The following is a 23,470-nucleotide window of genomic DNA, read 5'->3' as shown; positions in this document are numbered from 1 at the left end:
TCGTCCGGATCGGCCGAGACGGAGGTGTCCCAGAAGAGGGTGTCGGAACCCCGGGTGCACCCCCAGGCCAGCAGGCTACTGAGGTTGAACTCGTGGTGTCGTCTGCGGTCAGGGGTTGATGATCAGGCCGGTCTCGGCGAGGCAGCCGTCGATGAGGGGGTGGGGCACCACACGGCGCCCCACCCCTGGACCATTTCGAGCCGACCGCTACGTGCCCCGGACGAGGTCAGAGCCTCGAGAAAGACACGGCGGCGCCCGCCCCAGTCAGGCAGGAGTGTCGCGCGCGTCAACTGCGGACCCCGAGTCGCGGCTTGTGAGCAGCGTGGCGATGAGGGCGGCGCCGATCACGAGGAGGACGGCAGTGACGGTCAGCGCGAGAGAGAAGCCTTCCGTCGCGGCGTGCAGCGGGTCGGTTGACTCGGCCAGGGTGTCGCTGTGACGTGCGGCCAGAGTGACCAGCCCCGCCACGCCCACAGCACCGCCCACCTGTTGAACGGAGCTGAGGACGGCCGAGCCGAGACCGGCGTTCTCCTCGGTGGTGCCGGAAACCGCCGCGACCGTCAGGACGGGCAGGCTCAGGCCGCATCCGAGACTCGTGACGAGCATGCCGGGCAGCACCCCGGATGCGTAACTGTCGCTCGGCGCCACGCCGGACAACAGAAGCAGCCCGCCTGAGCTGATCAGGAACGACGTAACGAGAGTCCTCCGCATCCCCAGCCTGATCACCGCGCGGGAGGAGAGCCACATGCCCGCGAGCATCCCGGCGCAGTAGGGCAGGTAGGCGACGCCGGCCTTCAGCGGGCCGTAGCCGAGCACCGTCTGCACGTGGACCATCAGCAGGAAGGCCATCGCGTACATGGCGGCGGAGAACAGCAGCGTCGCGCCGTTGGCGACGGCTCGGATCCGCGAGGCCAGGAACGCCAACGGCACCAGTGGCTCCGCCGTGCGTGACTCGACAACGAGGAACGAGACGGCCAGGACTGCGGCAAGGAGCAGGGGCCCGACGCAGGCCAGGTCGCCCCAACCCGATTCGCCGGCCTGGAGCAGACCGTAGACAAGGGACACGACGGCGCCGGTGCCCAGTACCGCGCCAGGCACGTCCAGGCCGGCCTGGCGGGTGGCCCGGCTCTCGGCGACCAGACGCGGGAGCAGCACAAGGGCCAGAAGCACCACAGGGAGGTTGATCAGAAAGATCCAGCGCCAGGAGGTGAAGCCGGTCAGTGCACCCGAGATCACCAGGCCCATAGTGCCGCCCAGACCGGCGATGCCGCCCCAGACGCCCATTGCCTCGGCACGCTCCTCGGTACCGGGGAACAGGAGCGTGATCAACGACAACGAAGCCGGGCTGGCCATGGCCGAGCCCGCACCCTGGACGAACCGCCCGGCCACCAGTTGCCACGGCTCCTGGGCCAGCCCGCAGAGGAGACTCGCCGCACCGAACAGCGCCACACCGCTGAGGAAGACGCGTCGTCGGCCCAGCAGGTCGGACACCCGGCCGAAGAGCAACAGCAGCCCACCGAAGGCGAGAAAGTACGCGTTGACGACCCAGGCCAGGCCCGCGGTACTGAAGCCGAGATCGTCCCGGAGGCTGGGGAGGGCGACGCTCACCACGTTGTCGTCCAGGACGAGCATGAACTGCACCAGGCACAGCACAGCCAGCGCCGACCGGCGGTGGCCCGTGATGGCGGCAGGGGCTGAAGTTGATGTCATGACGGGCATCCCGTCGGCGTGGCCAGCCGGTGCGGACCGCGCTGGCGCCTCTGGAACGAGTGGCTGGTCGGCATGAGACGACGCTATGTACCGGCCGGAGCTGGCCACAATCCGCTACGAGGCCATGCAGTATCACGTTGAGGACATACGCTGGGCCCATGACCGAAGCCGCCGCCGGCACTGTCCCACCCGGAGTCGGGGCGATCGTCGTCGGAAACTTCCCCCTGTCGTCGGGGCAGTGGACAGCCCCGCACAGTCACCCGCAGCACCAGCTGGCCTGGACGCCACGGGGTGTGCTCGGCGTTGCCGTCGACGACACGTACTGGGTCCTGCCGCCCACCCGGGCGCTGTGGCTGCCCGCGGGGGTCATCCACCGGACCGGCGCGACCCGCGACGCCGTGCTGCTCAGCCTCTACCTTGAACCGGACCGCTGCTCTCTGGACTGGAAAGATCCCACGCCAGTCGGCGTCGACGGCCTGCTGGCCCACCTGATCCACCACCTCAACCGGCAGGACCTGCCCGATGACGTACGGCTGCGAGCCGAGGCGGTCGTACTGGACCTGCTGCACCCTTTGCCGACCCTGCCCATCGAGGTCCCACGCCCCGTCGACGAGCGCGTTTGCGCCGTGGCCGACGCCTTGCTCGCCGATCCCGCAGATGCGCGCAGCCTTGACGTCCACGCACGGGACATCGGGGTGAGTCGACGCACACTGACGCGGCTGTTCGTCCAGGACACGGGCATGAGCTTCGATCGGTGGCGAACTCATATGCGGCTTCGGGCCGCCCTTCCCCTTCTCGCGGAAGGCCGATCCGTGTCGCGGGTCGCACACGCCGTGGGATACGCGACACCGAGCGCATTTCTCGCGGCGTTCCGCCGAACGGTCGGCACATCCCCGAGGGGCTACCTCAACGGGGACGCTGCGTTTGAGGCCTCTTGTACGAGCGTGGTGCCAGTCGAGAAGGAGAGGGGACCGGGCGGGCCCTCCGCTCCTCTGTGAGGAGGCTGCCCTGCGTCGCCCCGTCGCCGGACCGGCTCCCTGTCGTCGCGTCGCTCCAGCGCATCGACGCGGATGGGCCCCTACGCGTCCCGTCGACCGTAGTGGGTCAGGAACATATCGACGCCGCCAATGATGAGACGGTCCGTCACGTCGTCGTCGATGTGCGTGCCGTAGGAGCTGAAGACCATGTGAGGGAAGACCAGGAGCCCGTAGAACTGGATGATCGCCACCTGTAGGTCGGGGATCCTCAGTCGGCCCTGCTCGGTGAGGGCATGCAGGGCGTTGGCGACTGCGGGGTGGTGACTTTCCGTGCCGCGGTGCCTCCAGGCCTCGCCCAGCTCGGGGAAGCGGTGAAGCTCGGCTGCGACGAGGTTGCGCAGAGCGGTGACCTCGTGGTTGGTGCGGACGGCCTGGACCCAGGCGCGGGCGGCCTCGACGAGAGCGGCCCGAAGGTCCTCGGCCTCGGCCAGGCCCTCCAGCGCGGCCGACGACTCACCGGCGAGAGGCTCGTCGAGCGCGTTCGTGATGACCGCCGTGAACAGAGCTTCCTTGCTGCCGAAGTGGTTGTAGACGGTCACCTTGGACACGCCGGCCTCGGCGGCGATGGTGTCCATTCCGACGCCGAATCCCTCCTGCAGGAACAGGTCGCGGGCGGCCCGCACGATGGCCTGCCGCTTGAGCTCCGCGCGGGGTCCGCTGGGGGGCTGTTTGACGCTGTCCACGCTCATGAGCCGACCCTAGCACCCATCTGAACTGAACGGTTGAGTTCACATGAACTGAACAGTATGGTTCAGTTATGTGCGGTCGAGCGAGACCGTGCACGAGAAAGGGGACCTCGTGCCTTCCGTGACTCACTCGATGGCCCGCTCACCGCAGACCGCCGATCCGCCGGTCCGGCGATGGCTCACCCTCGCCGTCGTCAGCGTGAGCTTGCTGGTTGTCGGGCTCGACACCACCGTGCTGAACGTCGCCCTGCCGACTCTCGTCGGCGAACTCGGCGCGTCCACGAGCCAGTTGCAGTGGATCGTCGACAGTTATGCGCTGATGTCCGGCAGCCTGGTGCTGTTCTGCGGCAGCCTGGCGGACCGTCTCGGCCGCAAGTGGATCTTCATGTCCGGCATGGTTCTGTTCACAACGGCGTCCGTCGTCGCCGCGTATGCCGGATCCGTCACCACATTGGTTCTCGCCCGCGGAGCCATGGGCGTCGGCGAGGCGCTGATCATGCCCGCCACGCTCGCCGTCATCGGGAACGTCTTCCCCAGCGGTGCCGAACGCACCAAGGCGATCGGCATCTGGTCGGCGGCGGTCGGCGTCGGGACGGTGATCGGACCCATGGTCGGCGGCTGGCTGCTGAGCCACTACTGGTGGGGATCGGTGTTCCTGATCAACCTGCCCATAGGTATCGGGGGCCTGATTGCCGCCGCCCTGTTCGTGCCCAATTCCCGTGCCCCTCAGAGCCGGCGGCTGGACCCGGCCGGGGCCCTGCTGTCCGTCCTGACCGTGGCGAGCGTGCTGTGGGCGGTCATCGAAGGGCCCGACCGCGGCTGGACGAGTTCCGCCGTGCTGACGGCGTTCGCGGCCGGTGCCTTGCTGCTCGCCGCCTTCGTCGTCTGGCAGCGCCGGTCCCCGTCCCCGATGCTGCCGCTGCGCATCTTCCGGCACCGTGCGCTCGCATCGGGCGACCTGCTGGTCCTGCTCGGCTCGTTCGCGCTGATCGGCACGCTGTTCGTGGCCGTACAGCACTTCCAGTTCGTCCTCGGCTACAGCGCCGGGCAGACAGGGCTGCGGCTCGGCCCCGCCGCGCTCGCCCTACTGGTCGCAGGACCGCTGGCGGGCGTCCTCGCGCCACGCCTCGGCATGCGTACGGTGTCGGCCGCCGGACTCGCTTTGTTGTCCGCGTCCGCGGCGGTGCTCGGCACCACCGGTGCGACGGAGGGCTACGGCCGGGCCCTCGTGGCCATGCTCCTGCTGGGCGCCGGCGCCGGATTCGTCATCACCGCGACCAGTGACGCCATCGTCGGCTCACTGCCGGAAGCGGACCTCGGCGTGGGCTCGGCCACCAACAGCGCCGCCATCCAGCTCGGTGCGGCGAGCGGAGTCGCCGTCATGGGCAGCCTGCTGTCCGATCGTTACCGCGGCGAACTCGACCGCATCCCGGCTTCCCTCCCCGGAGGACTCCTCGACTCCGCCAAGGACTCTCTCGGCACCGCGCTCGCCCTCGCAGAGCGGCTGCCCGGCGAGGCCGGAGCCGCCTTCGCCGAAGCCGCCCGCCACGCGTTCGTCGACGGCATGGGGCCGGCGATGTTCGCCGGGGCCGCTGTCACCGCGGCGGGCGCGGTCCTCGCTCTCCTGCTCGCGCCCTCCCGTGGCGCAGGCCCGACCGAAACCACTCGCCCGAAGGACTCGTCATGACCCACTCGCCAGCCGGTGCGCCGCATACGGCCGCACACGACCACGACCAGCCCGCGGACCCCCGCCGCTGGGCAGCCCTCGCACTGATCTGCATCGCGCAGTTCATGCTGATCCTCGACGTCACCGTTGTGAACGTCGCCCTCCCCGACATGGCGGCAGACCTCGACCTCGGCCGGGAGGCTCTGACCTGGGTAGTCACCGCCTACACCCTCTGCTTCGGTGGGTTGATGCGGCGCGGTGTCATGGCGCAGTGTCCGCGCCCGGAGTACGGTGCCCCGAACGGGCGCGACGCTGCTCAGGCCGTAGCGGGGCGGGCGTGATCGCCGCATGCACAGGCCTTCCGAGCCGGCGCCTCTCCGGGGTCGGTGAGGCGGGAGGCCGCGGCCTGTAGAAGCGCCGCGGCCGTGAGCCTGACTACCGGATGGCCGACGGCCCGGCGCAGCAGTTTCGCCCGCCGGTTCACCGGCACTCGCCGCCGAGCTCGTAGCCGGCCTCGTCGACTGCGGCGGCGACGGCGGCGGGATCGAGCGGCTGCTCGCTGGTCACCGTGACCTTGCCCGACGGCAGATCCACTTGAACCTCCTTGACTCCGGACAGGTCGTTCACCTCGGAACTGACGGCCTGGACGCAGTGATTACAGGTCATGCCCTTGACGTCGTACACGCTCTGAACCATGAGCTTGCTCCTTCCGAAGAGGGGGCACATGATACCCCCAGGGGGTAATGCGTCCATCGGTGTGAGTGTTCCCGGTGGCACCCTCATCCACTCATGGCCTTGGTGGATGAGAACTTGAGTCGCCTCACTCCATGCCATGGGCCCTGCCTGCAGGGCCTGAACCAGCCGGTCGCGCACCATATGCGGCATGACGCCGAGAGTGGAGGTCGGGCGGGATGGACGCGTGGCAGCCGATGCTGGTCCTTCTCGGTGTGGTCGGAGCGGGTCTGGCCGCCCTGTACGGACTGGGGCTTTGGCTGGCGGCAGTGCGGACCCCCCTCGAAACCGGTCCGTTCGCCGGGGGGCTCAAGCCGGGCGAGCACGCGGTGTCCCGGTTTCACGTGCGCTGGTACGCGGTCACCATGATCTTTCTGGCCTTCGACATGGAGATGCTGTTCATGTACCCGTGGGTGAAGGTCGTCTCCGAGGTGGGCGCCACGGCCGTCGTGGAGATGTTCCTCTTCCTGGGGATCCTGTTCGCTGCAGTGGCCTACGCCTGGCGCGAGGGGGCCCTGAGGTGGATCTGAGGAGCCTGCTGCGGCGTACCGCGATGCAACGCCCGGCGGTGCTGGCGGTCGCACTGCCCGGTGCGACGGAAGTCCGGCTGGCGGTGGAGGCCGAGGTGCGTCGGCAGGGGTGGCCGGTGGCGGACGCCCCTGCCGACGCAGACCTGTTGGTCATCTGCGGTGCCCCGGAGTCGGAGGGCGCGGAGTGGCTGGATGGCATCCAGCGGTCGATGCCGGAGCCGGCCGTGCGGATCGTGGTGCAGGAAGCCGGGCAGGTCGCACGCGCGCTCGACACGGCGAGGAGCGGTCTGACGGACAGGGCGGCGACCCCGGGTGAGGCCGACACGGGCAACCGCCCGGAGGCTGCGACGAGTGAGGCGCACGACGGGCAGCACGGGCACGGACCTGCCCACCACCATGGCGTACCCCACGGCAGTTCCGGGCCCGATGCTCCAGACGAGCAAGGGCATCACAACCACTCCACCAATCATGGCCACGGCGACCAGGCGGGCCATTCCGACCATGAGGGCCACGAAAACCACCAACCTGACGACCATGCGGCCCACATGGATCACCAAGATCATTCCGGCCCAATGGATCACATGGGGCACCACATGCACGCCACGGGTGAGGTGGCAGGGCTGCCGATGGCCGAACGGAGCGACGATCGGGACGAGTTGAGGCTCGACCAGCTGCACGTGCCCATTGGCCCGGGCCTGACGGACTGGCCCATGGGGCTCATTCTCCGACTCACCCTGCAAGGAGACGTCGTACAAGGTGTCGAGCTGGATCACCTCCCCGTGCCTTCCGGCCTTCGACTGCCCTTCTGGGACGAGCCGTGGCTGCGGGCCGCGCAGGGCGAGGAGGTCACCAGGGGCAGTGCCGCGCGGCGGCGCTGCGAGTCGCACCTGGACAGTGCGGGACGGCTTCTGGCAGTCGTCGGCTGGCGCGACGTCGCAGCGCGGTTCCGCCGGCTGCGGGACGAGCTGCTGGCGGGGGCGTCTCGTGAGGGGATCAGCAGGAGCCTGCGCGGAGCATTGCGCAGGGTGGAGCGATCGCGCACCCTGCGCTGGTCGATCACCGGGCTGGGGGAATTGTCGTCGTCCAGAGCACAGGCGGCAGGAGTGACCGGGCCGGCGCTCGCCGCGGACGGGGACGCCTACGACCGGCTGCGGATGTGGCTGAGCGAGATCGAGCGCTGCCTCGAAGGGCTCGACGACGAACGGTTGTTGACGCCGGACGAACTCAGCGGCCCGCGCGGACGGCTCGACAGATCGCAGCCGCCGTCGCGTGCGCTGCTCGACACCCTGCCGGAGTTGCTGACCGGCGCCGAGTTCGCCTGCGCACGGATCATCGTCGCCAGCCTGGACCCCGACATCGAGGAACTCGCGCTCGCGCCCGTGCCCGGGGCGGCCCATGTCTGACGCCGTGCCCCTGTGGGCAACCGTCGTCCTTCCAGCCGCCTTGGCCGTGGCCGCTGTGGTCACGGCCGGGTTCGACGCCGTCCTCACCGGGTCGGCCGAGCGTGGTCCCGCCGACAGCGTCCGGGAGGCCGGGCTACGTGCCGTGGCCCCGTTACGGGAAGCCCTGCGGCTGCTCGTCCAGCAGCCGCGTCGTACGACGGCCGCGGATCGGCCGCTCGGAAAGCTGGGCGTGGTGCTGGTTCCGGTGGCCGCGGTGCTGGCGGGTGCCGTACTGCCGTGGGGCTTCCGTGCTGTGAGCGATCCGTCGGTCGGTGTCGTGTGGTTCAACGCCATGGAGGCGCTGGCCTGGGCGGCGGTGTGGCTGGCGGGCTGGGGGCCGAACTCGGCGCTGTCGCTGATCGGCGGGTACAGGTTTCTCGCACAGGGGCTGGCGTACGAACTTCCGCACATGTTCGCGATCACCACCGCCGCTCTCGGAGCAGAGTCCCTGCGGGTCGGGGACGTGGTCGCGGCCCAGGACGGGCTGTGGTTCGCGGTGTGGATGCCTGTGGCGTTCGTCGTCTATCTGCTGAGCGCGCTCGCGATGGCGTTCTGGGGACCGTTCGAACATCCGCTGTCGCGGGACGCGGCCGGCGGCGCCGCCGCCGAACTGGCGGGCGTGGACCGGCTGGTGTTCCTGGGCGGGCGGTGGCTGCTGCTCGTGGTGACGGCCGGCTTCAGCGTGCCGCTGTTCCTCGGCGGAGGGCACGGACCGCTGCTGCCGGGCTGGGCGTGGACGTTGCTGAAAACCGCGGCGGTGCTGGCGCTGCTGGTGGCCGGGCGCCGTCTGCTGCCCACGTTGCGGATGGATCGGTACATGGAGCCGGCATGGATGGTGCTGGTGCCGCTGACGCTGCTTCAGGCGCTGGTCGTGGCCGTCGTCATCCTGAACCGATGAGGAGATGATGGCCGTGCTCGACGACGTGATCTTCTGGGTGCTGGCCCCCTCGGCGGTGGCCAGTGGCGTCATGGTGTTCCGGTTCGACTCGATGGCCCGTGCGACGTACGCGCTGCTGACTTCGCTGCTGTGCGTGGGCGGTGAGGTCCTGCTGCTCGGGCTGGACTATCTCGGGGTCGTGATCGTGCTGATGATGACCATCGAGATGGCCATCATGGCCGTCTTCATGGTGATGTACATGATGAACCCGGCCGGGCTCATGCCGATGACCATGCTGCACAACAAGAAGGGCGCGGCCCTGATCTGCGCGGCGGTCTTCGCCGTGCTCGCCGTCGGCATCCTGCTCGCCCCCTGGCCGTCTCAGCGCGGCAGGCCATCCGACGATCCCACTATGGATCTGGGCTTGTCGCTGATGGGGCCGCAGATGCTCACCATGATGACCCTGGGACTCACCCTGTTCGCCACCATCGTCGCCACCGTCGTCCTGGCCACTCGCCGGGGCCGCTACGACCGGTACGGCGACGACCTGAAGGCACGTACCGCCGAGGACCCCGTACGGGGAGGGCTGGGCCGGTGAACCTTGAAGTCTTTCTGCTGCTCGCCGCAGCCCTGTTCAGCATCGGCCTGTTCGGCGCTCTCACCCAGCAGTCGATCGTGATGCTGATGATGGGTCTGGAGCTGATGCTGGGTGGCGTCATCGTCGGTGCGGCGGCGGTCTGGCGCTACGTCGCCCCGGCGGCCGCCGACGGACAGGTGCTGGTGGTCCTCGCGGTCACGGTCATGGCGGTGGAGATGGCGATCGGCTTCGCCGTGGTCACGGCGCTGTTCCGAGCGCGTGAGGTCGACATGACCGACATGGCGGCGGAGTTGAAGGAGTGAGCGCGCTGCTGTGGGCTCTCGTCACGCTGCCGCTCACGGTGGGGATGCTGCTGGCGGTCGTTGGCCGCCCGGCTGACCGGTACGCCCCCGGCGTCGCGGTCGGCACGTCCGTCGCCGCGTTCGGCCTGGCTGTCGTGGTGGCGTTCGAGCACCCGCGGACCGAGGCGCCGCTGCTCGAAGGGCTCCCCGCTGAGCTCGCGGTCGACGGGCTGTCGGGCCTCATGGTCGTGACAGTCACGGCGGTGACCGCGGCCGTCCTCCTGTTCAGCGTCACGGACATCGGACCGTCAGAGGCCCGTGCCCGCTTCTTCGGACTGATGCTGGTGTTCAGCGGTGCGATGCTGACCACGGTCACCGCGACCACACTGCCAATCCTGCTCATGGCGTGGGAGGTCATGGGCGCCACCTCCTGGGCATTGATCGGCTACTGGTGGCGCGACCCCGAGCGCGGCGATGCCGCCAACACGGCCTTCCTCACCACCCGCGCCGCCGACCTCGGCCTCTATCTGGCTGCCGGGGCGGCGCTGGCGAGCGGACAGGCCCCCTCCCTCGCCCTCGACGAACTCCCTGCCACGACGGGCGCCTGGTCCACGGTCGTTACCGTCGGCGTCATCGCGGCCGCCTTCGGTAAATCGGCCCAGCTTCCTTTCAGCTTCTGGCTGTCCAGGGCCATGCAGGGCCCGAGCCCGGTCTCCGCCCTGCTGCATTCGGCGACCATGGTCGTGGCCGGGGCGTATCTGCTGCTTCGCCTGGAGCCACTGCTGTCCGCGTCCGGGTGGGGCGGGCCTGTCGTCGCGTGGACGGGTGCGGTGACGGCGGTCGTGCTCGGCATGGTCGCCGTGGCGCAGAGCGACCTCAAGCAGTTGCTCGCCGCTTCCACCTGCGCCCAGATCGGCTTCATGGTGCTCGCCGCCGGGACCGGCGCTGTCACCGGCGGGACCCTCCAGCTCATCGCGCACGCCGCCGCGAAGTGCCTCACTTTCCTCGTCGCGGGCGCCTGGCTGACGACCCTCGGCACCAAAGCACTTCCCGCCCTGCGCGGCGCGGCCCGGCGGCACCGCACAGCAGGGATCACCTTCAGCGTCGCCGCGCTGACCCTCGCCGGAGTCCCCCCGCTGGCACTGTGGGCGGCCAAGGACGTACTCCTCGCCGGCGCCCTGGAAGACACCGCTGCGCTGTACGTCACCGGAATGGCCGCCGCTGCCATCTCCGCGGTCTACAGCGCCAAGGCCCTGTGGTTCGTCTGGCAGCCGGCTGCCGCGACGGACGACCGTACGGAGCCGCTGCCGTTTGCGACGCGAGTGCCGCTCGCGGCTCTGGCCGTCGCTTCTGCTGCTCTGACCGTCACGTCCTTCCCACCCGTACGGGACGCCGTCGAGCGCGTGCTCGGCGACGAGGCACAACCCGAACCGCACATCTGGGAGTTGGCGCTGTCCGGTGCACTCGCGGTCGCCGTTTCGGCCGTGGTCTGGCTTTGCGGCCCTCAACTCCTCAGCGTGCCCCACCGGATCACCTCTTGGGGCGTGGACTGGCTGCGCCTGGAGAACGCGGCACGCGCGTTCCTCGTGCGCCCGGTCATGAGACTTGCCGATGCGCTTGCCGCCTTCGACGACCGGGTGCTGGACCGCGCCGTCGAAGGCACCGCCCGCGGGTCGGTCCGGCTGGCTCAATGGACCAACGCCCAGGTGGAGCGGCTCGTCGACGGCGCCGTGGAAGGCGTGGCAGACGGGGCCCGGGTGCTCGGCCGCTTGGCGCGAAGACCGCAGACGGGGCAGCTGCACCAGTATCTCGCCCAGGCGGTCGCCGCCTTCACCGTCCTCGCCGTCGTCCTCGTCCTCGTGAGGTGACCGCCGTGCTCACGGCCATCGTCCTGCTCCCGACCGCCATGGCGGCCCTCCTGCTGTGCGTGCCCCGCAGCGCGCCCCGCGTCCTGTTCCTGTCGGCGTGGGTGGCGACCACCGCCACCGAGCTGGCGCTGACCGTGATCGTCTGGGCGGGCTACCGGGCCGATGGCGGCATGCAGTACGAGACCCGGGCCCGCTGGATCCCGAGTGCCGGCATCAGTTACCACGTCGGCGTCGACGGACTGTCCCTGCCACTGGTGGCCGTCACCTGCGTGCTGTTCCTCGCCTGCGCGCTGTACGCGTGGCGCGAGACGCGGCGGGTCAGGGAGTTCGCGGCGCTGTTCCTCTTCCTGCAGACGACGTGCCTTGGCCTGTTCGTGGCCCTGGACCTGATCCTGTTCTTCGTCTTCTTCGATCTGTCCATCGTGGCGATGTACTTCATCATCGCCGGATGGGGACACAAGCACGCCGCCCGCGCCGCACTGAAGTTCTTCCTCTACACCTTCCTCGGCTCCCTCGCCCTGCTGCTCGGCTTCATCGGCCTCTACCTGGCCGCAGACCCGCACACCTTCGACATCGTCGAACTGACCCGCGCCAACCCCCTGGCCGGACGCTCCGCTTACGGAGCCCTGGTCCTCCTCGCCATCGCAGTCGGGCTGGCGGTGAAGACCCCGACCGTGCCCTTCCACACCTGGCTGCCGCCCGCCCACACCGACGCCCCCGCCGCCGGGTCGGCGATCCTCGCCGGCGTGCTGCTGAAGATGGGCACGTACGGCTTCCTGCGCATCGCCATGCCCGTCCTGCCCGACGCCTGGCGCGACTACGCGCTCGTCTTCGTCGTCGTCGGCGTGGTCTCCGTGCTGTACGGAGCGCTCGTCGCCCTCGCCCAGAGCGACTTCAAGCGGATGGTCGCCTACACATCCGTGAACCACATGGGCTACATCATCCTGGCGATCGGCGCGGCAGGGGCCGTCGGAGCCGGCCAGGAAGAAGCCCGCCGCCTGGCCGTCACCGGATCGGTCTTCCAAATGGTCAGTCACGGCCTCTTGACCGGCGCGCTGTTCCTGCTGTCCGGCGTGCTGTACGAACGCGGACGCACGTATGAGATGTCCGCGTACTCGGGTGTCGCCGAGCGGGCGCCCGTCTTCGCCGCGCTGACCGGTGTCGCCGCCTTCGCCTCGCTCGGGCTGCCCGGCTTCTCCGGCTTCATCGCCGAGTTCCAGATCCTCACCGGGAGCCTGGGACCGGAGCCGGTCGCCACCGGCCTTGCCGTGCTCGGGATCCTGATCACCGCCGGCCTGTTCCTGCGTGCCCTGCAGCAGGTCTTCCTCGGGCCGCTGCAGCTGCCCGCCGCCGCGCCCGGTGCCGACCGGCCGTTCCCCGACCTTCGCCTCCACGAAGCGCTCGCGATCGTCCCCCTGCTGGCCTTGGGAGTCGTTCTCGGCCTCGTACCCCGATTCGTCCTCGACGTCATCGAACCGGCCTCCCGCGCCGTGCTGGAGCTGCTCGCGCGATGAACGAGATGACCGGGATGAACGAGAACCCCCTCGACCTCCTGCCCGAGGTGCTCCTGGCTGCCTCCGCGGTGCTCGGCCTGCTGCTCGGAGCGTGGTTGCCACGTCGCCGTCAGTGGCTGACCGGGGCCTTGGCGGGTGCAGCCTGCATCGGGGGGATCGTGGCTGCCGCGATCGCCGCGGCCGGACCGGTGGAGACGGCCTTCGGTGACTCCTTCGCCATCGATCCGGTCACGGCCACCAGCAGGATCGTCATCCTGAGCGGCACCGTGCTCGTCCTCGCGCTCGCAATGCCGCGCATGCACGCCGACCCGCGCGAGACCGAGTTCTACGTCCTGCTCCAGCTCGCCGCTGTGGGTGCCCTCGTACTGGCCGGAGCTCAAGACCTGCTGCTGCTCGCAGCCGGCTACCTGCTGGCCGGCGTGCCCGCCTACGCGCTCGCCGGATTCCGCAAGGACAGCCCTGGTACCGAGGCGGCCTTGAAGTACTACGTCGTAGGCGCGCTCCTCGGCGTCCTGATGCTCACCGGCATCACCGTCCTGCTCGCCGCCGGGCGGGCAACCGCGTACCCCATGCTGCGCTCCGAGCTCGCTGAGGCACCGGGCGGACTGGTGGCGGTCGGCACGCTTGCCCTGCTCGCCGGTGTCCTGTTCAAGGCCGGAGGCGTTCCCGGCCACTTCTGGGTACCGGACACCGTCCAGGGCAGCCCGGCCCCGGTGGCCGCCTTCCTCACAACCATCCCGAAGATCGGCGCCCTGGCGGCCCTCTACCGGCTCGCCGCCGTGCCGCTCGCCGACGCCGACCTGCCCTGGGCCGACCTGGTGGCGGTGCTCTCGGTCGCCTCGATGACTCTGGGCAACCTGGCAGCCTTCTTCCAGCAGGACGTCAAACGACTGCTCGCGTACTCCACCATCAGCCAGGTCGGCTATCTCCTGCTCCCGGTGGCTGTCGCCGGACGCACCGACCTCGATCAGGAAGCGCTGCTGTTCTACCTGGCTGGATACGCGCTGACCAACCTGGGGGCTTTCGCAGTCGTCTGCGCACTCCCTGACGCGCAGGCCATCGACGACTACCGAGGTCTGGCACGGGCGCACCCGGCCCTGCTGGCCTCGCTCGTCGTCTGCCTGCTGGGCCTCGTGGGCACGCCCCCGACGGCAGTCTTCCTCGGCAAACTGGAGGTTTTCAGCGCGGCCGTCGACGGTGACTACACCTGGCTGGCTGTCGTCGCAGCCGTCAACACCGTGGCTTCCCTCTTCTACTACCTGCGCTGGATCGGACCGGCGTTGCTGTCGCGCGAACCCGCGGGTGACACCCGTACGACATCCCGGACAGCCGCGGTGATCGCCTTTGGGGCGGCCACGGGATCCGTGGTACTCGGGCTGGTCGCGGGGACCGTCCTTGACGTACTGGGCGGGCAGCTCGCGCCCTGATCAGCCGTGGGTGGCCGCCGAGTTGTGCCAACCAACTAGTGGGGCCTTCGGGCACCTCCTGCTTGTCGTCATGCTCATGCTGGGCGTGTTCGCCATGCACACGATGGGTCACCCGGAAGGGTCGTCCGGGCACGGCATGAGCAGCGGCGCCACGTCGGCAAGCGCAGGCACGCACCAGCACGGCACGGCCGAGGAGGCCGCAGCCGCTGAGCCACAGGCCCAGATCGAGGCCATGACAGACCACGGGACCGAGGCGTCGTCCACAACGTCACCGGTACATGATCTTCCGAGCGGCATGGACCCGATGTCCGTCTGTTTGGCGGTCCGCACCGTGCGGCTGATCGCGCTGTTCCCGCATGCGCTGCTGGTCCGTCGGCAGGAGCCGCTGACCGCCCTTCTCGCTCGAGCGATGGCCTTGGCGCGCCCCCTCACGCCCCGACGAGCACCGGCCAGGAATGTGCGTACGGGACGCCGTGGCCAAAGGCGGAAGGGGACGGGGACATGAGGTGAAGGAGGCCGACGCGACGCCATCGCCCGCCTCAGAGCTCCTGGTTCCCTCTCCTAATCCGTCTTCCGGCTTGCGTAATCAGCGTCACTGCCAAGCCCCCACCTGCGAGGGGCGCCGCTGTCATGCTGCGGGACCGGGGTCCGGTACCGGCCTTCCCGGTGTTGTGAAGGCGGCGAGCACTGTGGCGGTGATGTGCGCGGCGGCGCGGTCAGAGGTGAGACGGCCGGCGCGGATCTCGTCAGCGGCGCTGTTCATCACCGAGTGCAGGACGTTGACCAGCCACGCGATCGACAGATCCGTGCGGAAGACCCCTTCGGCACGGCCGTGGGCGACGAGCGTCTCGACCCGGGCAGCGGGGCCGCTGTGCAGCTCACGGATACGCCCTGCGGGCAGTTCTCTCTGCGCTGCGACGAGCAGGGCACGCGCCTCGTCCACCAGGTGCCAGCTGGCCTCGATGTAACGCGCCAGGGCGACGAGGGGATCCCCGGTGAGATCGACCGCGTCCAGCGCCTCGTTGCCCCGGTCGATGGCGCGGATCATCGCCGCTTCGACGACGTCCGCCCGGGAGGCGAAGTGCGCGTACAGCGTCACTCGGCCCACGCCCGCGGCGCGTGCGATCTCGCTGAGGCTCGCCTCGGGGTTTCGCCCCAGGCACTCGGCTGCTGCCTGAACGATCGCGTCGATGCTGCGCAGGGCGTCGGCGCGCTTGGTGGTGCTTTTGCTGCCCATGGCCCACACCCTACCCGAATAAGTCGTACAGCACTGTTTGGCTTACGCTCACATGTGACTTAACCTGAACAGGACTGTACGGCTTATCGATGAGGGGTGACGTCATGAGTGACACGGAAACCACCAGTGCACCCGCACCGGAAGCGCCCAATGCACGGCGTTGGCCGATCCTGGGCCTGCTGGGGCTGGCCCAGCTGATGTTGATCCTCGACATCACCGTGGTCGCGATCGCCCTGCCTCACATGGGCGCCGAGCTGGACCTGGACCGCGCTGCCCTGACCTGGGTGGTCAGCGGCTACGCCCTCACCTTCGGCAGCCTGATGCTGCTCGGCGGCCGGGCCGCCGACCTGTTCGGCGCCAAGCGGGTGGTCCTGGCCGGACTCGCCGTTTTCACCGCCGCATCCCTTGCCGCCGGACTCGCCACCGGCGCGCCCCTGCTGCTCGCCGCCCGGATCGTCCAGGGAGTAGGCGCCGCGATGCTCTCGCCCGCCGCACTGTCGGTGGTGGTGCGGCTGTTCGACGGCGACGAACGCAACCGTGCACTGGGCATCTGGTCGGCGCTCGGCGGCGGCGGCGCGGCCCTCGGGGTGCTGCTGGGCGGGCTGATTACAGCCGGGCCGGGCTGGACCTGGGTGTTCTTCGTCAACGTCCCCGTCGGCCTGATCGTCCTCGTCACGCTCGCCCGGATGCTGCCCGACCTTCCCCGGGTGGCCTCCGGATCTCTCGACGTGCCCGGCGCCGCCCTGGTCGCCGCGGCCACCGGCGCCCTCATCTACGCACTGATCCGCGGCGGCGACCACGGCTGGCTCAACACCGGCACACTCGCCTTGTTCGCCGTCTCGGCAATCGCCTACGCCGTCTTTGCCGTCTGGCAGCGCCGGGCGGCTGCGCCGCTGATGGACCTGCGTCTGCTTGGCCGGCGGCCGGTGGTGGCGGGCGTCTTCGTGATCGCGGTGGCCACGGCCCTGATGGTGGGGGTGTTCTTCCTCGGCTCGTTCTACCTGCAGAACCACCAGGACCAGGGCGCCCTGATGACCGGGGTGCTGTTCCTGCCGGTGGCGCTTGTGACCATGGCCGCCGCCACCGCGTCCGGCCGTGTGATGGGACGCCTCGGAGCCCGGGCCCTGGCAGCGGTGGCCCTGGTAGTCGCAGCCGCCGGATTTCTCGTCCCGGTGCTCTGGTCCGGCACCGCCGTCATGGTCACCGGCGTGAGCATCGCCGCGGCCGGACTGGGCGCGTTGTTCGTCGCTGCCTCGGCCACCGCGCTGGGCAGCGTCGCCCCTCACGAGGCCGGTGTGACCTCCGCGATCGTCAGCACCTTCCACGAGTTCGGCGCATCGGCCGGTGCCGCAGTCGTCTCCAGCGCCGCAGCCGCCAGCATCGCCACCGGTACCGGCGCCACCTCGGCAGCCGGCTTCGACCACGCCTTCCTCACGGCCACGGCCATCGCCGCAGTCTCGGCCGCCGTCGCAGTGTGGCTGATCCCGTCCACCAATGAGTAAGCCGAGACGCTGCCGGACGCCCATCGGCTGCCGGGCAATCCCGCGTCGCAGACCGGGGCCACTCCCCGGACGCGTGGCTGAACAGAGGGGGCTGTGACTGTCAGGTCGGTGGGGAGGACGGCGCCTGACGGGTCAGGCGGCCATCATGACGAGCATGGCGCACATCGTGCCGCCCATGCCGACGTGGGCCGTCAGGGCCGCCCCCGGTGAGGTACCCGGTGGGCGACGGCGACTTCGCTTGCTTGCTGCTGCGTCTGCCCGGCGCTTGTCTCCTCCCTGCCGGGCCCTGTCCCAGACGGAGATGGCCAGGGAGGCAGCGAAAAACACGACTGCGTCGGGCAGGGCGAGCAGCCGCCGCGCCCAGCGGGCCTTGCTCGCGCGGTGGCCCACATCCGCCCGGCGGTCAGTGCCGCGGAACCGCGCCCACACGGACGCGACGATCGAGATCAGGAAGTACACGGCGAGCGCGATCAGTACGACACGCCACACAGCAACGGAGTCCCCGACCGACCGAGGCGCTGTGGGCGGCGCTGTACGTCATACCGTGGGCGGCCGTCCCAGAGTGGTCCATGCCCTCCATGCCCTCCATGCCCTCCATGCCGGCCATGGCGGCCATGGCGTCCGTCGTCCCGGTGGACCCATGCCCGTGGGCCATCCCGGCCATCGAGTGCCCGCCGAGAGCCAAGACCGGCTGAGAGTCAGTGCCCGGCATGGCGAGTGTCATGATCACCATGGCGGCACTGCCGATGATGTGATGTGTCCAGCGGCGGCCGTGCCGCCAGCCGTGCAGCCGAGCCTGGTGTACGGCAGAGGCCAGGCCACCGAGGCCGATGCCGGTGAACGCCGCCACCCACCACAAGCTGTGGTCCCCGAAGCCGATCGCCGTCGTGGGCAGGAACATCGCGGCCATGCCACCGGCCATGACGAGGTCGCCGGCGGCCGCGAACCGGGCCTCTCTGCTGTCGGCTGCGGCCAACCGGGCCGTGCTCACGACGGCCACGACTGCGGAAACCGCAGCAAACGTCCAGGTCAGAGCTGAACTTCCCATCGTTGCCCTCCGCATCGACCGCGCCGCAACGCCCAATGCGCCGGGCGTCGACCGTCGTCCCTTGGCTGTTATCTACTGATGTCCTTAGACGTCATCTCATTCGGTAAGCCTGCGGTAGCAGATGAGGGTGCAGGCAATGCTGGTGAAGGCGAGGAAGTGGTCGGCCTTGCGCTCGTAGCGTCGGTGGAGGCGGCGGCAGCCGGCGAGCCAGGCCATCGTCCGTTCGATGGTCCAGATCGGATTGCATAAACGTGCAGCAGTACGTATAGTCATGCCATCAAGGATGGAGGACGTCATGGCGGTACGTGCGGCGGTGGCCGGAGCGAGTGGGTATGCGGGCGGTGAGCTGCTGCGTCTGCTTCTCGCGCACCCCGGGGTCGAGATCGGCGCCCTGACCGGCAACTCCAACGCGGGGCAGAGGCTCGGCGCGCTGCAGCCGCATCTGCTGCCGCTGGCCGACCGGGTCCTGGAGGCGACCACGCCCGAGGTGCTCGCCGGGCAGGGCCGTCGGCATGACGTGGTGTTCCTCGCGCTGCCGCACGGCCAGTCCGCCGCCGTCGCCGAGCAGCTCGGGCCGGACGTGCTGGTCGTGGACATGGGCGCCGACTTCCGGCTGAAGGACGCCGGCGACTGGGAGAGGTTCTACGGCTCCCCGCACGCCGGCACCTGGCCCTACGGGCTTCCCGAACTGCCGGGTGCCCGCGCCGCGCTGGAGGGGTCCAAGCGTGTCGCGGTGCCCGGTTGCTACCCGACCGCCGTGTCCCTGGCCCTCTTCCCGGCCTACGCCGCCGGCCTCGCCGAGCCCGAGGCCGTGATCGTCGCCGCCTCCGGCACCTCCGGCGCGGGCAAGGCGGCCAAGCCGCACCTGCTGGGCAGCGAGGTCATGGGGTCCATGTCGCCGTACGGCGTCGGGGGCCTGCACCGGCACACCCCCGAGATGATCCAGAACCTCGGCGCGGTCGCCGGTGAGCCGGTCTCCGTCTCCTTCACCCCGACCCTCGCACCGATGCCCCGCGGCATCCTCGCCACCTGCACCGCCAAGGCGAAGTCCGGCGTCACCGCCGAGGCCGTCCGCGCCGCCTACGAGAAGGCCTTCGCCGACGAGCCCTTCGTGCACCTGCTGCCCGAGGGCCAGTGGCCCGCCACCGCGTCCGTCTACGGTTCCAACGCCGTTCAGGTCCAGGTCGCGTACGACGCCGCCGCGGGCCGCATCATCGCCATCGGCGCCATCGACAACCTGGCCAAGGGCACCGCGGGCGGTGCCGTCCAGAGCATGAACATCGCCCTTGGTCTCGACGAGACCACCGGACTGACGACGATCGGAGTCGCCCCGTGAGTGTGACGGCAGCAAAGGGATTCACGGCGGCCGGTATCACCGCCGGGATCAAGGAGAGCGGCAACCCCGACCTGGCCCTCGTGGTCAACACCGGTCCCCGCCGCGCCGCCGCGGGCGTCTTCACCTCCAACCGCGTCAAGGCCGCGCCGGTCCTGTGGTCCGAGCAGGTGCTGAAGAGCGGGCAGGTGTCCGCCGTCGTCCTGAATTCCGGTGGGGCCAACGCCTGCACCGGGCCCAAGGGCTTCCAGGACACCCACGCCACCGCCGAGAAGGTCGCCGAGGTGCTCGGGACCGGCGCGGGCGAGGTCGCCGTCTGCTCCACGGGACTCATCGGCGTACTGCTGCCCATGGACAAGCTGCTCCCGGGCGTGGAGACGGCCGCCGGTCAGCTCTCCGAGCACGGCGGCGAGAAGGCCGCCATCGCCATCAAGACCACCGACACCCTGCACAAGACGTCCGTCGTCACCAAGGACGGCTGGGTCGTCGGCGGCATGGCCAAGGGCGCCGGGATGCTGGCCCCCGGCCTCGCCACCATGCTCGTCGTCCTCACCACCGACGCCGACCTGGAGGCCGGCGCGCTCGACACCGCGCTGCGCGCCGCCACCCGCGTCACCTTCGACCGCGTCGACTCCGACGGCTGCATGTCCACCAACGACACCGTGCTGCTGCTGGCCTCGGGCGCCTCCGGCGTCACCCCGGCCCACGACGACTTCGCCGAGGCCGTACGGGCCGTCTGCGACGACCTCGGGCAGCAGCTCATCCGGGACGCCGAGGGCGCCAGCAAGGACATCAAGGTCGAGGTCGTGAACGCCGCGAGCGAGGACGACGCCGTCCTGGTCGGCCGCACCATCGCCCGCAACAACCTCCTCAAGTGCGCCATCCACGGCGAGGACCCCAACTGGGGCCGCGTGCTCTCCGCCATCGGCACCACCTCCGCCGCCTTCGAGCCCGACCGGCTGAACGTCGCCATCAACGGCGTCTGGGTCTGCAAGAACGGCGGCGTCGGCGAGGACCGCGAGCTGGTCGACATGCGCTACCGCGAGGTCCACGTGATCGCCGACCTCGCCGCCGGCGACGCCACGGCCACCATCTGGACCAACGACCTCACCGCCGACTACGTCCACGAGAACAGCGCGTATTCCTCATGAGCACCCGCAAGCACACCGCGCTGCCCAAGGCGCAGATCCTCATCGAGGCGCTGCCCTGGCTGACCCGGCACCACGGCAAGACCGTCGTCATCAAGTTCGGCGGCAACGCCATGATCGACGAAGACCTGAAGGCCGCCTTCGCCCAGGACGTCGTCTTCCTGCGCCACGCCGGCCTCAAGCCCGTCGTCGTGCACGGCGGCGGCCCGCAGATCAGCGCCGCGCTCGACCGGCACGGCATCGTCAGCGAGTTCAGGGCCGGCCTGCGCGTCACCACCGAGGACGCCATGGACGTCGTACGGATGGTGCTGGCCGGGCAGGTCCAGCGCGAGCTGGTCGGGCTGCTCAACCAGCACGGACCGCTCGCCGTCGGCCTCACCGGCGAGGACGCGCACACCATCACCGCCACCAAGCACCAGCCCCGGATCGAGGGCGAGCTCGTCGACATCGGGCGGGTCGGACAGATCACCGAGATCGACACCGGCGCCATCGAGGCGCTGCTCGCCGACGGCCGCATCCCGGTCGTCTCCTCGATCGCCCGCTCCGAGGACGATCACCATGTCTACAACGTCAATGCTGATACGGCGGCTGCGGCACTCGCTGCGGCGCTCGGCGCCGAGACTCTCATGGTCCTCACCGACGTCGAGGGCCTCTACGAGGACTGGCCGCACTCGGACGAGGTGATCAGCCGCCTCACCGCGTCCCAGCTGGAGAAACTGCTGCCCGACCTGTCGTCCGGCATGGTGCCGAAGATGGAGGGCTGCCTGCACGCCGTACGCAACGGCGTCACCACCGCCCGCGTCATCGACGGCCGGGTCCAGCACTCGATCCTGCTGGAGATCTTCACCGACGAGGGCATCGGCACGATGGTCGTGCCGGACGAACAGGGGGAGTCGTGAGCAACACCGGGGACGCCGCGGGCAACGCGGAGCTGACCGAGCGCTGGCAGGGCACGCTCATGAACAACTACGGCACGCCCCGCCTGCCCCTGGTGCGCGGCGAGGGCGCCCGGCTCTGGGACGCCGACGGCAACGAGTACCTGGACTTCGTCGGCGGCATCGCGGTCAACGCGCTCGGCCACGCCCACCCGGCGGTGGTGGAGGCGGTGAGCCGGCAGATCGCCTCCCTCGGCCACGTCTCCAACCTGTTCATCGCCGAACCGCCCGTCGCCCTCGCCGAGCGGCTGCTCCAGCGCTTCGGCCGGGACGGCAGGGTCTACTTCTGCAACTCCGGCGCCGAGGCCAACGAGGGCGCCTTCAAGATCGGCCGGCTCACCGGGCGGCAGCACATGGTCGCCACCGAGGGCGGCTTCCACGGCCGCACCATGGGCGCCCTGGCGCTGACCGGCCAGCCCGGCAAGCAGGAGCCGTTCCGGCCGCTGCCCGGTGACGTCACCCACGTGCCCTACGGGGACGCGCAGGCCCTGGCGGCGGCGGTCACCGAGGAGACGGCCCTGGTCGTCATCGAGCCGGTCCAGGGCGAGAACGGCGTCGTCGTCCCGCCGCCCGGCTATCTGAAGGCCGCCCGCGCCATCACCGCCGCCACGGGCGCGCTCCTCGTCCTGGACGAGGTGCAGACCGGCGTCGGCCGCACCGGCCACTGGTTCGAGTACCAGGCGCACGAGGGCGTCCTGCCGGACGTCGTCACCCTCGCCAAGGGCCTCGGCGGCGGACTGCCGCTGGGCGCGACGGTCGCCTTCGGACGCGCCGCCGATCTCCTCCAGCCCGGCCAGCACGGCACGACCTTCGGCGGCAACCCGGTCGCCTGTGCCGCCGGACTCGCCGTCCTCGACACGATCGCGGACGAGGGTCTGCTGGACAACGTGAAGCGGCAGGGCGAGAGGATCCGCGGCGGAGTCGAGGCTCTCGGCCACCCGTTGGCCGGGCACGTCCGGGGCGCCGGACTCCTCCTGGGTATCGTGCTCACCGAGCCGCTCGCGCCCCAGGTGCAGCAGGCGGCTCAGGACGCCGGAATCCTGGTGAACGCGCCCGCCCCCGATGTCGTACGGCTGATGCCCGCGCTGAACCTCGGCGACGACGTGGTGGACGCCTTCCTCGGGGCCCTGCCCGGCATCCTTGACCAGGCGGCCCACGCGGCCCACGGGGACGGACGATCCGGAGAATGAGACGACGATGAGCCAGGCGCAGGAGCACGATCAGACGGCGGGGCCCGCCCTGCCGCAGACCCGCACCGCACGCCACCGGCGGATCGTGGACATCCTCAACCGGCAGGCGGTGCGCTCGCAGAGCCAGCTGGCGAAGCTGCTCGCCGACGACGGGCTGACCGTCACCCAGGCGACGCTCTCCCGCGATCTGGACGAGCTGAACGCGGTGAAGATCCGCAACACCGACGGCGACCTCATCTACGCGGTGCCCAGCGAGGGCGGCTTCCGCACCCCGCGGGCGCCGCTCGGCGAGTCGGCGAAGGAGGAGCGGATGCGGCGCCTCTCCGCGGAGCTGCTGATCTCCGCGGAGGCCTCGGCGAACCTCGTGGTCCTGCGCACCCCGCCGGGTGCGGCGCAGTTCCTCGCCTCGGCCATCGACCAGGCGGAGCTGCACGACATCCTCGGCACGATCGCCGGCGACGACACGCTGATGCTGATCAGCCGGGAGCCGACGGGCGGGCAGGCGCTGGCCGACCATCTGCTGCGGCTGGCGCAGAACGGCCACTGAGCGGGTGCCGGGGCGCTGGGGGCGCTAGGGCCTGTCTGACAATTCCCGTCGTCGCCCGGAGGGCGGCCTCGCGGCGTCAGGTGCGTGCTCTCGGCGTGCCGGGCGTAGAGCCTCGTACTGGGTGTACTTGGCTCTGCGCCCGGTGCGGCGAGAGTGCGTGCA

At 70.2% G+C, this 23,470-nt stretch carries 23 protein-coding genes and 2 pseudogenes; 18 read left to right on the top strand and 7 right to left on the bottom strand.

Going from position 1 to position 23,470, the window contains the following annotated elements:
- Positions 1–264 precede the first annotated feature (264 nt).
- Positions 265–1,710 carry an MFS transporter gene (locus ACFWR9_RS19755; RefSeq protein WP_383843619.1) on the bottom strand — a complete coding sequence of 482 codons (1,446 nt, stop codon included), beginning with the start codon at positions 1,708–1,710 and terminating at the stop codon, positions 265–267.
- Between the two features lie 158 nt (positions 1,711–1,868).
- Between ACFWR9_RS19755 and ACFWR9_RS19750 the strand changes: the two genes are divergently transcribed.
- Positions 1,869–2,708, top strand: a complete 840-nt coding sequence (locus ACFWR9_RS19750; protein ID WP_383843616.1) for a helix-turn-helix domain-containing protein — start codon at positions 1,869–1,871, stop codon at positions 2,706–2,708.
- Between the two features lie 80 nt (positions 2,709–2,788).
- Here ACFWR9_RS19750 and ACFWR9_RS19745 read toward each other — a convergent pair whose 3' ends face one another.
- Positions 2,789–3,436, bottom strand: coding sequence for a TetR/AcrR family transcriptional regulator (locus ACFWR9_RS19745; RefSeq protein ID WP_383843613.1), 648 nt, complete (start codon positions 3,434–3,436; stop codon positions 2,789–2,791).
- Positions 3,437–3,545: 109 nt separating this feature from the next.
- On the opposite strand from ACFWR9_RS19745, the gene ACFWR9_RS19740 reads away from it, so the two are divergent.
- On the top strand, positions 3,546–5,120 hold the full coding sequence (locus ACFWR9_RS19740; protein WP_383843610.1) for a DHA2 family efflux MFS transporter permease subunit: 1,575 nt from the start codon (positions 3,546–3,548) through the stop codon (positions 5,118–5,120).
- Positions 5,117–5,359 (top strand): annotated as a pseudogene (locus ACFWR9_RS19735) (MFS transporter); the annotation flags it as partial. The gene ACFWR9_RS19740 and the pseudogene ACFWR9_RS19735, both read left to right, overlap by 4 nt.
- A 220-nt stretch (positions 5,360–5,579) precedes the next feature.
- Here ACFWR9_RS19735 and ACFWR9_RS19730 read toward each other — a convergent pair.
- Positions 5,580–5,795 carry a heavy-metal-associated domain-containing protein gene (locus tag ACFWR9_RS19730; RefSeq protein WP_383843607.1) on the bottom strand — a complete coding sequence of 72 codons (216 nt, stop codon included), beginning with the start codon at positions 5,793–5,795 and terminating at the stop codon, positions 5,580–5,582.
- Positions 5,796–6,010: 215 nt separating this feature from the next.
- Between ACFWR9_RS19730 and ACFWR9_RS19725 the strand changes: the two genes are divergently transcribed.
- From ACFWR9_RS19725 to ACFWR9_RS19690, 8 genes are read left to right on the top strand one after another with little or no spacing between them, the layout of a single operon-like run.
- A complete protein-coding gene (locus tag ACFWR9_RS19725) occupies positions 6,011–6,361 on the top strand; it encodes an NADH-quinone oxidoreductase subunit A (protein WP_383843604.1) in 351 nt (116 codons plus the stop codon).
- On the top strand, positions 6,352–7,764 hold the full coding sequence (locus ACFWR9_RS19720) for a hypothetical protein (protein WP_383843601.1): 1,413 nt from the start codon (positions 6,352–6,354) through the stop codon (positions 7,762–7,764). The genes ACFWR9_RS19725 and ACFWR9_RS19720 overlap by 10 nt, the downstream gene beginning before the upstream one ends.
- Complete coding sequence (locus ACFWR9_RS19715; protein WP_383843598.1) at positions 7,757–8,701, top strand: NADH-quinone oxidoreductase subunit H; 945 nt, start codon at positions 7,757–7,759, stop codon at positions 8,699–8,701. The genes ACFWR9_RS19720 and ACFWR9_RS19715 overlap by 8 nt, the downstream gene beginning before the upstream one ends.
- Before the next feature lie 7 nt (positions 8,702–8,708).
- On the top strand, positions 8,709–9,278 hold the full coding sequence (locus tag ACFWR9_RS19710; RefSeq protein WP_383843796.1) for an NADH-quinone oxidoreductase subunit J: 570 nt from the start codon (positions 8,709–8,711) through the stop codon (positions 9,276–9,278).
- Entirely contained in the window at positions 9,275–9,580 is a 306-nt protein-coding gene (gene nuoK / locus ACFWR9_RS19705; RefSeq protein WP_383843595.1) for an NADH-quinone oxidoreductase subunit NuoK, read from the top strand. Before ACFWR9_RS19710 ends, nuoK begins: the two co-directional genes overlap by 4 nt.
- Complete coding sequence (locus ACFWR9_RS19700; RefSeq protein WP_383843592.1) at positions 9,577–11,427, top strand: NADH-quinone oxidoreductase subunit L; 1,851 nt, start codon at positions 9,577–9,579, stop codon at positions 11,425–11,427. Before nuoK ends, ACFWR9_RS19700 begins: the two co-directional genes overlap by 4 nt.
- Positions 11,428–11,432: 5 nt before the next feature.
- Positions 11,433–12,941 (top strand): NuoM family protein, encoded by a 1,509-nt coding sequence (locus ACFWR9_RS19695; RefSeq protein WP_383843589.1) that lies wholly within the window; start codon positions 11,433–11,435, stop codon positions 12,939–12,941.
- Positions 12,942–12,946: 5 nt separating this feature from the next.
- On the top strand, positions 12,947–14,368 hold the full coding sequence (locus tag ACFWR9_RS19690) for an NADH-quinone oxidoreductase subunit N (protein WP_383843793.1): 1,422 nt from the start codon (positions 12,947–12,949) through the stop codon (positions 14,366–14,368).
- Between the two features lie 628 nt (positions 14,369–14,996).
- On the opposite strand, the gene ACFWR9_RS19685 is transcribed toward ACFWR9_RS19690, so the two are convergent.
- Positions 14,997–15,605: a TetR/AcrR family transcriptional regulator gene (locus ACFWR9_RS19685; protein WP_383843586.1), complete on the bottom strand. Its 609-nt coding sequence runs from the start codon at positions 15,603–15,605 to the stop codon at positions 14,997–14,999.
- Positions 15,606–15,709: 104 nt separating this feature from the next.
- Here ACFWR9_RS19685 and ACFWR9_RS19680 point away from each other — a divergent pair, with 104 nt between their 5' ends.
- Positions 15,710–17,107, top strand: a complete 1,398-nt coding sequence (locus ACFWR9_RS19680) for an MFS transporter (protein WP_383843584.1) — start codon at positions 15,710–15,712, stop codon at positions 17,105–17,107.
- Between the two features lie 132 nt (positions 17,108–17,239).
- On the opposite strand, the gene ACFWR9_RS19675 is transcribed toward ACFWR9_RS19680, so the two are convergent.
- Together ACFWR9_RS19675 and ACFWR9_RS19670 are read right to left on the bottom strand one after the other, a co-directional pair.
- Positions 17,240–17,596 (bottom strand): hypothetical protein, encoded by a 357-nt coding sequence (locus tag ACFWR9_RS19675; RefSeq protein WP_383843814.1) that lies wholly within the window; start codon positions 17,594–17,596, stop codon positions 17,240–17,242.
- Positions 17,511–18,008 (bottom strand): hypothetical protein, encoded by a 498-nt coding sequence (locus ACFWR9_RS19670; protein WP_383843790.1) that lies wholly within the window; start codon positions 18,006–18,008, stop codon positions 17,511–17,513. The genes ACFWR9_RS19675 and ACFWR9_RS19670 overlap by 86 nt, the downstream gene beginning before the upstream one ends.
- Here ACFWR9_RS19670 and ACFWR9_RS19665 point away from each other — a divergent pair.
- Positions 17,944–18,234 (top strand): hypothetical protein, encoded by a 291-nt coding sequence (locus tag ACFWR9_RS19665; protein WP_383843811.1) that lies wholly within the window; start codon positions 17,944–17,946, stop codon positions 18,232–18,234. The two genes, ACFWR9_RS19670 and ACFWR9_RS19665, sit on opposite strands and share 65 nt — an antisense overlap.
- Positions 18,235–18,251: 17 nt before the next feature.
- Here the strand turns inward: ACFWR9_RS19665 and ACFWR9_RS19660 are convergent.
- A pseudogene (locus ACFWR9_RS19660) lies at positions 18,252–18,389 on the bottom strand (IS5/IS1182 family transposase); the annotation flags it as partial.
- A 61-nt stretch (positions 18,390–18,450) separates the two neighbouring features.
- On the opposite strand from ACFWR9_RS19660, the gene argC reads away from it, so the two are divergent.
- The 5 genes from argC to ACFWR9_RS19635 are packed head-to-tail and all read left to right on the top strand — an operon-like array spanning position 18,451 to position 23,308.
- Positions 18,451–19,491, top strand: coding sequence for an N-acetyl-gamma-glutamyl-phosphate reductase (gene argC, locus ACFWR9_RS19655; protein ID WP_383843581.1), 1,041 nt, complete (start codon positions 18,451–18,453; stop codon positions 19,489–19,491).
- On the top strand, positions 19,488–20,639 hold the full coding sequence (gene argJ / locus ACFWR9_RS19650; RefSeq protein WP_383843578.1) for a bifunctional glutamate N-acetyltransferase/amino-acid acetyltransferase ArgJ: 1,152 nt from the start codon (positions 19,488–19,490) through the stop codon (positions 20,637–20,639). Before argC ends, argJ begins: the two co-directional genes overlap by 4 nt.
- On the top strand, positions 20,636–21,535 hold the full coding sequence (gene argB, locus ACFWR9_RS19645; RefSeq protein ID WP_383843575.1) for an acetylglutamate kinase: 900 nt from the start codon (positions 20,636–20,638) through the stop codon (positions 21,533–21,535). The genes argJ and argB overlap by 4 nt, the downstream gene beginning before the upstream one ends.
- Entirely contained in the window at positions 21,532–22,761 is a 1,230-nt protein-coding gene (locus ACFWR9_RS19640; protein ID WP_383843572.1) for an acetylornithine transaminase, read from the top strand. Before argB ends, ACFWR9_RS19640 begins: the two co-directional genes overlap by 4 nt.
- Before the next feature lie 7 nt (positions 22,762–22,768).
- Positions 22,769–23,308 carry an arginine repressor gene (locus ACFWR9_RS19635; protein ID WP_064726981.1) on the top strand — a complete coding sequence of 180 codons (540 nt, stop codon included), beginning with the start codon at positions 22,769–22,771 and terminating at the stop codon, positions 23,306–23,308.
- Positions 23,309–23,470: the final 162 nt, after the last annotated feature.

Origin of the sequence: Streptomyces sp. NPDC058534 (assembly GCF_042717365.1) — a bacterium.
In the GTDB taxonomy this organism is placed as follows: domain Bacteria; phylum Actinomycetota; class Actinomycetes; order Streptomycetales; family Streptomycetaceae; genus Streptomyces.
Note: the sequence above shows the minus strand (reverse complement) of the source record. Positions and strands in the feature narration are given on the sequence as shown.

What these genes read in the sequence shown, in the direction of transcription:
- argC (WP_383843581.1), top strand. Translation starts at nt 18,451, where the DNA reads ATGGCGGTACGTGCGGCGGTGGCCGGAGCGAGTGGGTATGCGGGCGGT.
- ACFWR9_RS19755 (WP_383843619.1), bottom strand. Translation starts at nt 1,710, where the DNA reads ATGACATCAACTTCAGCCCCTGCCGCCATCACGGGCCACCGCCGGTCG.
- argB (WP_383843575.1), top strand. Translation starts at nt 20,636, where the DNA reads ATGAGCACCCGCAAGCACACCGCGCTGCCCAAGGCGCAGATCCTCATC.
- ACFWR9_RS19690 (WP_383843793.1), top strand. Translation starts at nt 12,947, where the DNA reads ATGACCGGGATGAACGAGAACCCCCTCGACCTCCTGCCCGAGGTGCTC.
- ACFWR9_RS19680 (WP_383843584.1), top strand. Translation starts at nt 15,710, where the DNA reads ATGAGTGACACGGAAACCACCAGTGCACCCGCACCGGAAGCGCCCAAT.
- ACFWR9_RS19685 (WP_383843586.1), bottom strand. Translation starts at nt 15,605, where the DNA reads ATGGGCAGCAAAAGCACCACCAAGCGCGCCGACGCCCTGCGCAGCATC.
- ACFWR9_RS19710 (WP_383843796.1), top strand. Translation starts at nt 8,709, where the DNA reads ATGGCCGTGCTCGACGACGTGATCTTCTGGGTGCTGGCCCCCTCGGCG.
- ACFWR9_RS19635 (WP_064726981.1), top strand. Translation starts at nt 22,769, where the DNA reads ATGAGCCAGGCGCAGGAGCACGATCAGACGGCGGGGCCCGCCCTGCCG.
- ACFWR9_RS19745 (WP_383843613.1), bottom strand. Translation starts at nt 3,436, where the DNA reads ATGAGCGTGGACAGCGTCAAACAGCCCCCCAGCGGACCCCGCGCGGAG.
- ACFWR9_RS19730 (WP_383843607.1), bottom strand. Translation starts at nt 5,795, where the DNA reads ATGGTTCAGAGCGTGTACGACGTCAAGGGCATGACCTGTAATCACTGC.
- ACFWR9_RS19670 (WP_383843790.1), bottom strand. Translation starts at nt 18,008, where the DNA reads ATGTTCCTGCCCACGACGGCGATCGGCTTCGGGGACCACAGCTTGTGG.
- ACFWR9_RS19715 (WP_383843598.1), top strand. Translation starts at nt 7,757, where the DNA reads ATGTCTGACGCCGTGCCCCTGTGGGCAACCGTCGTCCTTCCAGCCGCC.
- ACFWR9_RS19750 (WP_383843616.1), top strand. Translation starts at nt 1,869, where the DNA reads ATGACCGAAGCCGCCGCCGGCACTGTCCCACCCGGAGTCGGGGCGATC.
- ACFWR9_RS19725 (WP_383843604.1), top strand. Translation starts at nt 6,011, where the DNA reads ATGGACGCGTGGCAGCCGATGCTGGTCCTTCTCGGTGTGGTCGGAGCG.